Here is an 11,848-nt window from a genome sequence, read left to right as displayed (position 1 = left end):
CACCGAAGTGAATGTGCCGTTCAAAATCTCCACCAATACGATTTGACAGAGACCCATCTAATATTCAAAACCAGAATATTAGATGGGCTGGCTTATATTCTGGGATCTAACCGCTGATTTGATCACTCTCTTTAAATAAGATGCACACCCTTATCAACGTAAACCACGTCGCCGGTCATTCCAGTTGCCAGATCACTCATCAAAAAGGCAGCCACATTTCCGATTTCGGTTGTTGTAACGCTCTTTTGATCAACGGTTCTCGACTCCGATTCCTTTAACAATTCACCATGATGCTTAATGCCGGTAACTGCTAATGTCTTAACCGCACCCGCAGAAATTGCGTTTACTCGAATCCCATTCACCCCTAAATCTGAAGCTAAATAGCGAACGTTGGCTTCCAAGGCCGCTTTGGCAACACCCATCATATTGTAATTTGGAATGGCCCGAGTTGAACCAAAATAAGTCAAAGTTACAATACTTGAAGGGTCATTTAGGATTGGTTGTGCATAACGACTCACTGCAATCAATGAGTAGGCACTAATGTTTTGAGCCAAATCGTATCCTTCACGAGTAGTATGTACCAGCCCAGACGTCAATGTCTCACGGTCAGCATAAGCGATTGCATGAATCACACCATCAATTTTGCCATACTTATTACCAATCTCTTCGAATGCATTTTTAATGTTGTCATCATCAGCAACGTCACATTCTACTAATTCTGAATCTTCAGGAACAAATCGTTGTAAGCTCTTCTTAATTCGATCATTTTGATAAGTTAAAATAACCTTAGCGCCTTGATCAATAATTGCCTGGGTACATCCCCAAGCAATACTGCGTTTATTTGCGACCCCCATGATCACAATTGTTTTTCCATCTAAAAAGCCACTCATTTAATTCGGCCTCCAAATAATTTTTCTTTTAAAAATTCCGGTAACGTTGCTCACGTTGGCGTAATAACTCGTCAATCGGTAAATTAGCCAGTTCATTAAACTGATTTGCCAGAAAGTCACGTAGTGGGCCTAAATTCTCACCAGAGTGGTATTCATGAATAATCTGATCAATAATACCATTTTCTTGTAACCATTCTGGTGTTAAATTTAAGGCTTCAGCTGCTTGCTGGACCTTTGATGAATCCTTCCACATGATGCTGGCATAGCCTTCAGGTGACAAAACGGAATAAATACTATCTTCAAACATAAATACTTTGTCGCCACAGGCAAGCGCAATCGCGCCACCACTACCACCCTCACCAACAATGATACTAATGTACGGTACCTTTAGTTGCATGCCCACTTGTAAGCACTTGGCAATTGCAGAACCAATACCGTGATATTCAGCATCCACATCCGGCCAAGCGCCAGGCGTATTCACCAGCGCCAAAATCGGTCGATGGAATTTTTCCGCCTGTTGCATTAATCGAAGCGCTTTACGATAGCCTTCCGGTTCAGGGCTACCGAAATGACGCTTGATATTTTCTTCCGTATCAGCACCCTTACGAATCCCAACCACCGTAATCGGTACATCCTTTAACAATCCAATGCCACCGATTACTGCTTGATCATCGCCATCAGACCGATCTCCATGGAGTTCAAAAAAATCAGTTGTCAAACCACGAATGAGTTCATCCGTTGAAATTTTATGACTGTCACGGGCTGCCTGAACACGTTGATAAGCTGTTTTTTTAGCCATGACTAGCCTCCCTCTGATGCAGTCGCAAAAATTGAGAGATTGTCTGCTTTAAATTGGTCCGCGGAACAATCGCATCGATAAAGCCGTGATCCAAAACAGTTTCAGCCCTTTGAAAATTCTTGGGTGGCTGCTTCATAATTGTTTGTTCAATGACTCGGCGACCAGCAAATCCAACCAAAGCATGAGATTCGGCTAAAATAATGTCGCCCTGCATTGCAAAACTGGCAGTAACGCCACCAGTCGTTGGATCACAAAGAACCACCAGATAAAACAGTCCGGCTTTGCTGTGAGCCTCAACAGCCTGGGACACCTTTGCCATTTGCATCAGTGACTTGATCCCTTCCTGCATCCTCGCACCACCAGAAGCCGTAAACATGACAACCGGCAACTTTTCAGTGGTTGCTTTTTCGAACAATCGAACAATTTTTTCACCAGTGGCACTGCCAAGACTACCCATGATAAAGAATGGGTCCATAATTCCGGCCGCCACTTTTTGATGATCCAGTGACCCGATTCCAGTCAAGACACTTTCCTTAATTCCGGTTACCTTTTTTGCTTTTGCAATTTTACCCCGATACTTCTTATCGTCATATTGGTCGGGAACCGTTACGTCTGCATCCATTTCGTCAAAGGTATCAAACGTAATCTTAGCCCGCCTGCGAGCCGTAATTCGAAAACCAAATCCACAATTAGGGCAGGTTCGCTGCTTGCCCATTCTCATCGAAAAAAACGTTGTATGGCAAATTGGGCATTCTTTCATTAAGTTATCGGGGATTTTATCCATTCGCTTTTTTAATTCATCACGACTGGGCATTTTAAACCGACTTTGCAGCATTTAATCCCCTCCTACCAGCAAGAACATCATTTTCAATAAAACTAGTTGAGTAGGTTCCCTGTTTAAATCGATCAGATGTAACTAACTCATATAAAAAGGCTTGATTGGTTATGACACCCGTAATTTCAAGCTCACTTAACACCCGTTTCATCTTCGCAATGACCGCATTCCGGTCATTTAAATGAACGATTAATTTAGCGATCATTGAATCATAAAAAGGTGAAATAAAACTGCCGTTGGTCACACCAGCATCAATTCGGACACCCAATGACCCATCAGGGAAAAATAAATGGGTAATTTTCCCGGGTTGAGGAGCAAAGTTGTTTTCGGGGTCTTCGGCATTTAATCGACACTCCAAAGCATGTCCCTTAACAGTCGCATCTGCTTGAACAAAGGGTAATACTTCATTAGCAGCAACGGCTAACTGACCCTTTACCAGCTCAATGCCGGTAACTTCTTCGGTAATCGTATGTTCAACCTGAAGACGAGTATTCATTTCCATAAAGTAAAAATGGTGATCGTGATCCATCAAAAATTCGTAGGTCCCAGTATTTGTATAACCAAGTTTAAGCGTTGCCTTGGCAACAATTTCACCTAATTCCTGACGTTCTTCAGGAGAAATCAAAATACATGGACTTTCTTCAATTACCTTTTGATGATTTCGTTGCAGAGAACAGTCACGTTCCGGTAAATAGACAACGTGGCCAAAATTATCCGCAATCACCTGCATTTCAACATGTTTGGCATCTCGGATTAGTTTTTCAACATACATACTATCATCACCAAATGATGCCTTGGCCTCACGTTGGCACTGCTCGAATGAATCACGAAGCTCTTCTGGCCGATCAACCTCACGGATACCTTTACCACCACCACCGGCAGCGGATTTCAATAAAACTGGGAAACCAATTTTTTCAGCAATCCGTTCAGCTTGATCAACTGAAGTGACATCACCCTCGCTACCAGGGATCACCGGAACGCCCGCGGACTTCATTGCCTCTCTGGCGTTAGCCTTGTCACCCATCAGTGAAATCAATTGATGGCTAGGACCAATGAATTGAATATGACAAGACTCACACATTTCCGCAAACTCAGCATTCTCAGAGAGAAAACCGTACCCGGGATGAATGGCTTCACAACCAGTTAAAGTTGCGGCACTCATAATTTGGGCCATATTTAAATAAGAATCACTCGGCTGGGCACCGCCAATACAGATCGCCTCATCAGCTAAATGAACAAACAAGCTCTCCTTATCAGCACTGGAATAAACAGCAACTGCTTCAATATTCATGTCATGAAGTGCTCTGATAATTTGCACAGCAATTTCGCCACGATTTGCCACTAATACTTTTTTAAACATATGCTCACCTTCTTGTACTTAAAAACGTTTTGGAACGCCATTTGGATTCATTCCCGAAATGAGCCAGGTTTCTCATTCCACCGCAAATATCAGGTCGGCCTCACAAATCACTTGACCGTCTCGAATAATCGATCCGTGACCTAATCCAATGTTCATTTTGAGCTTTTTCATTTCCACTTCAAAGATTAACCGGTCGCCTGGTCGAAAATCATCTTGAAAAGTGGCGTTTTTTATGCCGCCAAAAAACACATTTTTCCCTTGATATTTTGGTAATGACAGAATGGCAGCAACCCCAGTCTGAGCCATTGCCTCAATCATAATTGGCCGTGGGACAACTAACCGGTTAACCGGCTGGTTGGCAAAGAACCATTCATTAATGGAAATCAGTTTCACCGATCTTGCCTTAACACCTGCTTGAACATCCAAAAAGCGGTCAATCATTTCAAAAGGATAGCGTTGGGGAATCACATCATTTACGTTGGGTGTCATTATTATCTATCCCTTCTTAACTTGAAACAGTGGTTGATCATACTCAACCATACTGCCATCCTCAACCAAGATATTTGAAATTGTTCCTGAAACATCACTCTTAACTTCATTGATCATCTTCATTGCTTCAATAACGCAGACAACGTCCCCTTTTTCAACTTTATCGCCCTGCTTTTTAAAGGCAGGCTTATCGGGACTTGGCGCGAAATAGATAACACCTACCAGCGGTGCTTTAATTTCGGCGACATCAGCTGCCGAATTAACAGCTGGCGTTGTTGATTCATTCTGTGATTGTTTTGACGTCGGTTTAGGTGCGCTAACAGTGTCATTAGGTGTTGTTAATGTTGGCTCACCTACAACAACTTGGTCACCAGCCTCAAGTTTACTCAATGCCAATTTAAAATCATCCTGCGTTAACTCAAAGTTTTTGAGTGATGATTTATCAAACTTATCTAATAACCGTTCAATTTCCTTCTCGTCCATAACTTTAATCACATCCCTTAAATGCAATTACAGCGTTGTGTCCTCCAAATCCAAATGAGTTACTGATTGCATAGTTAACAGTTGTTTTCTTATTGGTGTCATCAACTAAATCAACATCACATTCTTCATCTTGGTTAACAACACCCACATTTACCGGCATTTGGTTTCTTTGAATTGCGCCGATTGTTGCAACAGCCTCAATCGCACCGGCTGCGCCCAATGCGTGGCCAGTCATCCCTTTGGTACTGCTTACCTTAACATGATCATTCTTTGAGAAGACCACATTGATTGCCTTGGATTCAGCGCTGTCATTGGCATGAGTACTTGTTCCGTGCGCGTTAATATAGTCAACATCAGTGGCATCAATTTCAGCCTCGTCAATGGCCATTTGCATTGCCCGTTTAGCGCCGGTTCCCTCTGGATCAGGCGCTGTCATATGGTAAGCATCACTAGTCGTTCCATAACCAACAATCTCAGCAAGGATCTTAGCGCCACGTGCTTTGGCATGGTCATAACTTTCCAAGACCAGGGTTCCAGAACCTTCACCCATTACAAAACCATTTCGGTCTTTATCAAACGGAATTGACGCTTTCATTGGATCTTCGGTCTTCGATAATGCCGTAATTGCAGCAAATCCTGAAATACCAATTTCATTTACTGAAGCTTCAGTTCCGCCTGCAATCATTGCCTCAGCTTTTCCTTCTTTAATATATTCAAAGGCATTGCCAATTGCATTAGTCCCTGACGAACAGGCAGTCACAATAGCTTGACTGGTGTTACGGGCCTTGAAGGCAATTGAAATATCACCGGCAGCCATATTAACAATGGAATTAGGCACAAAGAGAGGTGATACCCGCTTAGGTCCTTTGTCGTGCATCTTGATGACTTGCTCTTGAATGGTCGTCAAACCACCAATTCCTGAACCATAAATGACGCCTAGTTCCTCTGGTTTGATATTGTCTTCATTCAAGCCAGCCATTTCCATCGCTTCGTGAGCACTATATAGCGCGTAATTGACAAACAGATCATTTCGCTTTGCGGTTTTTCGGTCCAAGCGCTTCATTGCGTCAAAGTCCTTGACTTCACCGGCAACAGAAATTCCAGTTGCTTCTGCATCAAATTTGGTAATCTTATTAATGCCAACCTTCGAATTTAATAAGTTGGTCAGAAAACTATCAACATCATTTCCGAGTGGGGTAACGGCACCCATTCCAGTAACAACGACTCTGTTCATGAATTTATCTCCTTTAGCAATTAAATTGTTAATCCACCATCAATTGTGATGACTTGACCTGTTAAATAATCATTATGCACCAAGAACGAAACTGCGTCGGCAATTTCTTCCGGTCGGCCAAATCGTTTCAACGGAATTTGATCAGTGAATTCTTTTTGACGACGTTCGCTCATTTTTCCAGTCATATCGGTTTCAATCATTCCCGGAGCAACAGCATTACAACGAATATTACGTAAAGCCCCTTCACGAGCGGCTGTTTTTGTCAAACCGACTAGTCCAGCTTTACTAGCGGAATAATTAGCCTGCCCAATATTACCATGCAAGCCTGAAATACTGGAAATGTTGACAATGACACCAGAACGACTCTTTTGCATTGACTTCATTGCAAACTTGGTCATGTTAAACGCGCCAATTAAATTTGTGTCAATAACTGCTTTAAAATCCGACAGCTTAGTGCGGCTCAATAATTTGTCGCGGTTAATGCCCGCATTGTTTACTAAAACATCAATTTGACCATATTTTTCCAGCAAACTGTCAATCATTGCTTGGGCATCATCTTCGTTGGCCACGTCGCCAACCAAATTATCAAAAGTAACTCCCTGATCACTTAATTGCTGCTTCACATCATCATCTAAAGCATGGTGCGTATTTAAAACAACTGTCATACCATCTTTTGAAAGCCTTTTGGCAATCGCTAATCCGATCCCCTTTGCGGCACCGGTTACTAATGCAATTTGTTTTGCTTCACTCATTATTTCACCAACTTTACATTTGATCTGACATCATTCAATGTCTTAACACTATCAATATGTAGTGTGTCAACAGTTGATAACGATTTTGCAAACTTCATCAACGTATCACCCGGACCGATTTCAATCATCGTATCACTGCCCAAATTGACTAAGGCTTTGAGGCAATCAATGAAATGGGTCGGATTAACCAACTGATCAACCAGCGTCTGTTTCATATTGGCAACATCAAATTGGGTCATTGTTGTATTACTAATAACAGGAAACTTAAACTCATGAAAGTCAACAGTTTGAATTCGATCAGCTAATAAATCACTTGCTTCTTGCATAAACGGAGTATGAGAAGCAACCGTCATTTTTAACGGAACAACCCGCTTAATCCCATGTTCATGAAGATAAGTGGTTGCTGCGTCCAAACCGGCCTGTGTACCCCCGATAACAATCTGCGAATCGGTATTAAAATTAGCTGGGTAAATATCACCTGCTTGAGCACCAACCCGGCAGGCTTCACGGACTAAATCAGCGTTTGCCTTAAGAACAGCTGCCATTTTACCCGGATGATCTTTTCCTGCTTTATCCATATAGCGAGAACGATCACGAACCAGCTTTAGCGCATCAGCAAACTGAACACCACGAGCAGCTATAATTGCACTATATTCGCCAAGGCTCAATCCAGCAGCGCCCACTGGTGATCCGAATTCTTTTTCAAGAATCCGAAAAATACCGGTACTCATTGCGACAATGGCGACCTGGACATTATTGGGATCATCCATAACCTCTGATTTACTCAAATCCATATTAAGTGCAGCAGAAGCTTCCTCAATGGTTTGACGATAAATTACCTCTTGTTGGTAAAGGTCCTGCCCCATCTCGGGAAATTGTTTTCCCTGACCGCTAAATAAATAACTTAATCTCAAAGTATCAACCTACTTAGTTTGTTGTTTAAAAACGTAATCTACCAAATCACCAACAGTTTCCATACCTTTGTCAGTTTCAGTTTCAATTTCGATATCATAAGTATCTTCAATTTTTTCAACAACTTCGAAGATATCCAAACTGTCAAGATAAAGATCATTCTTGAAATTAGTGTCTTCTTTAATTTTGTCTGCATCAACATCCAATTGGTCCACGATAATATCCTTTACCTTGTTAAATACTTCTTCTTTAGTCATCATTAATTTCCTCCAATATAGTTGTTTGTTTTTAATTTGATTAATTAATTTTCTATGAGCAATATCGTTAATAAGTCAGTAACATGGTTCCAACTGTTAAGCCACCACCGAAGCCACTTAACGCAATTGTATCGCCACGTTTGATAATGTTGTGTTTTACTAGCTGATCCAACAAGATCGGTTCGCTGGCAGCTGCGGTATTCCCAAATTCACCGATGTTAACCGGAAATTTGGTCATTGGCAGCTCGAGTTCATCCGCAATCCGCTCGACAATTCGAACGTTCGCTTGATGAAGGACATAGTGGTCAACATCTGTCGGTGCTAATTTAGCCACCGATAATGCATGGTTAACCGAATCGGGAACATTCTTAACCGCGAATTGATAAACACGCCGACCATTCATCTTAAAGAACGGCTTGAATGGTTGATGATCTGATGAAAATGGTGATGGCTGACCAGTCTTACCAGCCGTTAAATAGCCACCAAGACTGCCAAGGGTTGTCATACTATCTGCAAGATATGACCCATCAGCAGTTGTCTCGTTCGTAACCAAAACCCCACCGGCACCATCACCAAACAAAACGGCAGTGGATCTATCAGACCAATCCAAAAGCTTACTTAACGTTTCACCACCAATTAAAATGGCATTCTTTTTATGATCTGCCATCAGCATTTGCCGAATTAGCTTCAATCCATAAACAAACCCTGAGCAGGCTGCATCAATATCAAACGCCATCGCCTTAGTAGCACCAATGTTTCCTTGCACAGTTGCACTGGTAGAAGGTGTTAAATAATCAGGTGACATGGTTGCAACAACGATCAAATCAATATCGTCAGGCTGCAGTTCGCTTTGAGCAAGTAATTGCTGAGCAACGCTGGTACAAAGTGAGCTTGTAGTTTCAGTAACGGCAATATGCCGACGCTTAATTCCCGTTCGCTTAACGATCCACTCATCAGAGGTGTCCATCATCGTTGAAAGTTCATGATTATCAACAACTCGCTCAGGCACTTGACTCGCCGTAGCTACTATTTTAAAATCTTCAAATTTCATTTTGATGAAACCTCGTCAATAAATTTCTCAACGTTAACCAATGCCTGCCGCATCTTTCGAATATCGGATCCGTCAAATCCCTTTAAGCAACTTTCAACCAACTGGCGATGGAACGCATAGTTGGCACGATAAAGCAATCTGCCCTTACTCGTCAGCCCAAGGTTGATAATCCGACGGTCCTGTTGGTTAATCATTCGAATGATGTAGCCTTTTTTCTCAAGGTTATTAAGATTGGCAGTTAACGTCCCTTTACTTAACTTCAAAACACGTGATACTTCTGAAGTTGTTTTCCGATCATGAAGGCCAATTGTATGAATAAGATGCAATTCTTTTGCAGTGATGTCCTTAAATCGACTCTTTCGAATTTCACTCTCTTCAATTCGCATTATCTGATCATAAATATCTATCAAAGCCTCACTTATGAAATTGTAATCATCTTTAATTTCATCACTCGTCGAATTCATTCATTAAATCTCCTCATTCACTCTCGGTCTAAATCTTTTTATCTGGATTTGGAACAATGAACGTTAAGTCGGCGGAACAAGCCACTTTGTCTTCAACTTTGGCAGCGCATTTAACTTTACCCATGTTGTCACGCTGTTTTTCCATTTCAACATGTAGCTTCAAAACATCACCCGGACGAACAACTTTTCTGAATTTGGCATTATCAATGGCACCAAGGTAAGCTGTCTTGCCACGATATTTTTCCGTCTTGAGAATTAAAATCGAAGCTGCTTGAGCAAGCGACTCGATAATTAATACGCCGGGCATAACTGGATTTCCAGGAAAATGGCCTTGGAAAAATTCCTCGTTAATTGTGACGTTTTTGGTACAAACGATCGATTCACCCGGATTTAATTCATCGACTTTATCCATAAACAAAATTGGATATCGATTGGGAATTAGATCCATAATTTTAGCTGCATCTAATACACTCATTGCTTTCTTCCTTTCGGTTGCAAAACTGATCAAGTATCACGCCAGATTAATTCGACTTTCGAACTAAATTGTCAAAAAAATTTGGTTGATTTCACTTCATCCATGTCCAAATTTTGAACATCTCACATCATAACCTAAAATAGTTTGAAATTCAAACTATTTTGGTTAATGGCGTAATAACCGATAAAACTAAGAACTGAAACTTGAAAGCTAATAATCACGCCAAAGGCGTGTGGTTATTGGCTTTTTTGGCAAAAAAATAAACGCAAGCTCTCCTGCGTTGTATACTTTAGTCGACCAAAACCAAGATACAAAGGAGACTTACGTCATGAATATTATAAGACAAAAAAATACAGAAAACGAGCTTCACAATATTGTTCATCAATTTACTTCCCTCATTGGTCTATCTAAACTCACCAAGTTGGTGAATTATCGCCGGCATTCAGAAATCAGCTTGATGAAGGTCATTGAATGGCTGCTCACGACAAAGTTCCTGGGACGCTCGCTTTATCGAGCCCATGAAACACCTAACTTTACCAGTCGCACCGTCAGAAATAATTTGAACGATGGCCGGATCAATTGGCAACGCTTGATTTGTCAAGTTGGGAGTCATTTAATCAAGCATTTACGACCGTTTATTGACCGCCGGCGGCGGTTAGCATTGATCATTGACGATACACTCTTTTCCCGTGAGTACGCCACCCAAACCGAATTACTAGCGCGAGTCTTTGACCATGACAAACAGTTATATATTAAGGGATACCGGGCTTTAACTTTGGGTTGGAGTGACGCCAATACATTCTTACCGATCAACTTTGCATTAATGTCTTCCAAGAAGCCACAAAACGTCCTTGGAAAATCAGCTAAAACAACCGATCAACGAACAATTGCTGGCCGGAGACGTCGCCAAGCACAGCAAAAAATGAACCTCGTTTCATTGCAACTTGTCAAGCAAGCCCTCGCAAATGGCGTTCTAGCTGACTATGTGTTATTTGATAGCTGGTATAGCTCACCAAAAATGTTCTATGAATTAACCAAGTTGGGATTAAACGGCGTGGGCATGCTTAAACGGTCCAGCAAAATTTACTATCAATATCGCGGACGGCAATATTCAGTTAAAGCATTATACAAGCGACTGCAGGCCTCAAAATATCAACCCAAGCAAGCTTATCAATACAGCTGCTTTGTCGAAGCGCACGTCGGGAACCAAAAATTCAAGCTTCGCTTGGTATTTGTGGCTAATCGGGCCCGTCAAGATGACTACCTAGTACTGGCAACGACTCAGTTAGGCCTTCAGCCACAAGAGATCATTCAACTATACGCCCGAAGATGGCAAATTGAGAATTACTTTAAAGTTGCCAAGCAATACTTGCGGCTCGACAAATCACAAGTTCAAAATTATGACGGGCTTTGTGGCCATTTAGCAAGGATCACCCCCACATACGTGGGGAATACACTAAACGATCCCCGTCATAACAGCATTTATAAATTAGTGAATGCCAGTTTTACATGAGTTTGATTCCTAATTCAAGAGTTATTTGAGCACCAGATAATACATAATATGAGCTGCTTTTAATTTAAAAGTGGTCTTCATAAATAATGGTGCCTACATGCTAATAAAAAATAGCCGCTTTAGCTCCGCAAGCTAGCGGTTGTTTAATATCGTCATATAGCTCGACATAGGAATCCTTGTTCATATGGGCACTCACAGTATAGCATAACAACTGGTTAACGTTGCACGCCTTGATCCACCTGCTTGCTCTTATGTTTTTAAGTTTTGTTGTGCTTATTAGGTAGATTGTAAAATTAATCCGAACGCTGTTCGGACAAAAAAGATCAGCTTCCTT

At 41.6% G+C, this 11,848-nt stretch carries 13 protein-coding genes and 1 pseudogene; 1 reads left to right on the top strand and 13 read right to left on the bottom strand.

What is annotated here, in order from left to right; all coding sequences use genetic code 11:
- Positions 1-131 precede the first annotated feature (131 nt).
- From fabI to fabZ, 13 genes are all read right to left on the bottom strand, one after another.
- Positions 132-890: an enoyl-ACP reductase FabI gene (gene fabI / locus IV54_RS00510; protein ID WP_056973839.1), complete on the bottom strand. Its 759-nt coding sequence runs from the start codon at positions 888-890 to the stop codon at positions 132-134.
- 28 nt (positions 891-918) lie between these two features.
- Positions 919-1,689 (bottom strand): carboxyltransferase subunit alpha, encoded by a 771-nt coding sequence (gene accA / locus IV54_RS00505; RefSeq protein WP_056973842.1) that lies wholly within the window; start codon positions 1,687-1,689, stop codon positions 919-921.
- Entirely contained in the window at positions 1,682-2,524 is an 843-nt protein-coding gene (locus tag IV54_RS00500; protein ID WP_056973843.1) for an acetyl-CoA carboxylase carboxyltransferase subunit beta, read from the bottom strand. The genes accA and IV54_RS00500 overlap by 8 nt, the downstream gene beginning before the upstream one ends.
- Positions 2,505-3,884 carry an acetyl-CoA carboxylase biotin carboxylase subunit gene (locus tag IV54_RS00495; protein ID WP_056986346.1) on the bottom strand — a complete coding sequence of 460 codons (1,380 nt, stop codon included), beginning with the start codon at positions 3,882-3,884 and terminating at the stop codon, positions 2,505-2,507. Before IV54_RS00495 ends, IV54_RS00500 begins: the two co-directional genes overlap by 20 nt.
- A gap of 72 nt (positions 3,885-3,956) precedes the next feature.
- Positions 3,957-4,373: a 3-hydroxyacyl-ACP dehydratase FabZ family protein gene (locus IV54_RS00490; protein WP_056973850.1), complete on the bottom strand. Its 417-nt coding sequence runs from the start codon at positions 4,371-4,373 to the stop codon at positions 3,957-3,959.
- A 6-nt stretch (positions 4,374-4,379) separates the two neighbouring features.
- Positions 4,380-4,856 carry an acetyl-CoA carboxylase biotin carboxyl carrier protein gene (gene accB, locus IV54_RS00485; protein ID WP_056986349.1) on the bottom strand — a complete coding sequence of 159 codons (477 nt, stop codon included), beginning with the start codon at positions 4,854-4,856 and terminating at the stop codon, positions 4,380-4,382.
- A 4-nt stretch (positions 4,857-4,860) separates the two neighbouring features.
- On the bottom strand, positions 4,861-6,090 hold the full coding sequence (gene fabF / locus IV54_RS00480; protein WP_057877457.1) for a beta-ketoacyl-ACP synthase II: 1,230 nt from the start codon (positions 6,088-6,090) through the stop codon (positions 4,861-4,863).
- A gap of 20 nt (positions 6,091-6,110) precedes the next feature.
- Positions 6,111-6,842: a 3-oxoacyl-[acyl-carrier-protein] reductase gene (fabG, locus tag IV54_RS00475; RefSeq protein WP_056973854.1), complete on the bottom strand. Its 732-nt coding sequence runs from the start codon at positions 6,840-6,842 to the stop codon at positions 6,111-6,113.
- Positions 6,842-7,756, bottom strand: a complete 915-nt coding sequence (locus tag IV54_RS00470; RefSeq protein ID WP_056986344.1) for an ACP S-malonyltransferase — start codon at positions 7,754-7,756, stop codon at positions 6,842-6,844. Before IV54_RS00470 ends, fabG begins: the two co-directional genes overlap by 1 nt.
- A 9-nt stretch (positions 7,757-7,765) precedes the next feature.
- On the bottom strand, positions 7,766-8,011 hold the full coding sequence (gene acpP / locus IV54_RS00465; protein WP_057877458.1) for an acyl carrier protein: 246 nt from the start codon (positions 8,009-8,011) through the stop codon (positions 7,766-7,768).
- Between the two features lie 67 nt (positions 8,012-8,078).
- Positions 8,079-9,062, bottom strand: coding sequence for a beta-ketoacyl-ACP synthase III (locus IV54_RS00460; RefSeq protein ID WP_056973858.1), 984 nt, complete (start codon positions 9,060-9,062; stop codon positions 8,079-8,081).
- On the bottom strand, positions 9,059-9,526 hold the full coding sequence (locus tag IV54_RS00455; RefSeq protein WP_057877456.1) for a MarR family winged helix-turn-helix transcriptional regulator: 468 nt from the start codon (positions 9,524-9,526) through the stop codon (positions 9,059-9,061). Before IV54_RS00455 ends, IV54_RS00460 begins: the two co-directional genes overlap by 4 nt.
- 28 nt (positions 9,527-9,554) lie before the next feature.
- Positions 9,555-10,001 (bottom strand): 3-hydroxyacyl-ACP dehydratase FabZ, encoded by a 447-nt coding sequence (gene fabZ / locus IV54_RS00450; protein ID WP_056973862.1) that lies wholly within the window; start codon positions 9,999-10,001, stop codon positions 9,555-9,557.
- A gap of 328 nt (positions 10,002-10,329) precedes the next feature.
- Between fabZ and IV54_RS00445 the strand changes: the two are divergent.
- A pseudogene (locus IV54_RS00445) lies at positions 10,330-11,445 on the top strand (IS4 family transposase); the annotation flags it as partial.
- Between the last annotated feature and the right edge of the window lie 403 nt (positions 11,446-11,848).

The organism is Levilactobacillus paucivorans (assembly GCF_001437125.1).
Classification (GTDB): domain Bacteria; phylum Bacillota; class Bacilli; order Lactobacillales; family Lactobacillaceae; genus Levilactobacillus; species Levilactobacillus paucivorans.
This window is presented reverse-complemented; position numbering and strand designations above follow the sequence as displayed.

Bases quoted from the DNA above. Each gene is read 5' to 3' on its own strand.
- IV54_RS00490 (WP_056973850.1), bottom strand. From the start codon at position 4,373: ATGACACCCAACGTAAATGATGTGATTCCCCAACGCTATCCTTTTGAA.
- IV54_RS00495 (WP_056986346.1), bottom strand. From the start codon at position 3,884: ATGTTTAAAAAAGTATTAGTGGCAAATCGTGGCGAAATTGCTGTGCAA.
- IV54_RS00460 (WP_056973858.1), bottom strand. From the start codon at position 9,062: ATGAAATTTGAAGATTTTAAAATAGTAGCTACGGCGAGTCAAGTGCCT.
- IV54_RS00455 (WP_057877456.1), bottom strand. From the start codon at position 9,526: ATGAATTCGACGAGTGATGAAATTAAAGATGATTACAATTTCATAAGT.
- fabI (WP_056973839.1), bottom strand. From the start codon at position 890: ATGAGTGGCTTTTTAGATGGAAAAACAATTGTGATCATGGGGGTCGCA.
- fabG (WP_056973854.1), bottom strand. From the start codon at position 6,842: ATGAGTGAAGCAAAACAAATTGCATTAGTAACCGGTGCCGCAAAGGGG.
- fabF (WP_057877457.1), bottom strand. From the start codon at position 6,090: ATGAACAGAGTCGTTGTTACTGGAATGGGTGCCGTTACCCCACTCGGA.
- IV54_RS00500 (WP_056973843.1), bottom strand. From the start codon at position 2,524: ATGCTGCAAAGTCGGTTTAAAATGCCCAGTCGTGATGAATTAAAAAAG.
- accA (WP_056973842.1), bottom strand. From the start codon at position 1,689: ATGGCTAAAAAAACAGCTTATCAACGTGTTCAGGCAGCCCGTGACAGT.
- fabZ (WP_056973862.1), bottom strand. From the start codon at position 10,001: ATGAGTGTATTAGATGCAGCTAAAATTATGGATCTAATTCCCAATCGA.
- acpP (WP_057877458.1), bottom strand. From the start codon at position 8,011: ATGACTAAAGAAGAAGTATTTAACAAGGTAAAGGATATTATCGTGGAC.
- accB (WP_056986349.1), bottom strand. From the start codon at position 4,856: ATGGACGAGAAGGAAATTGAACGGTTATTAGATAAGTTTGATAAATCA.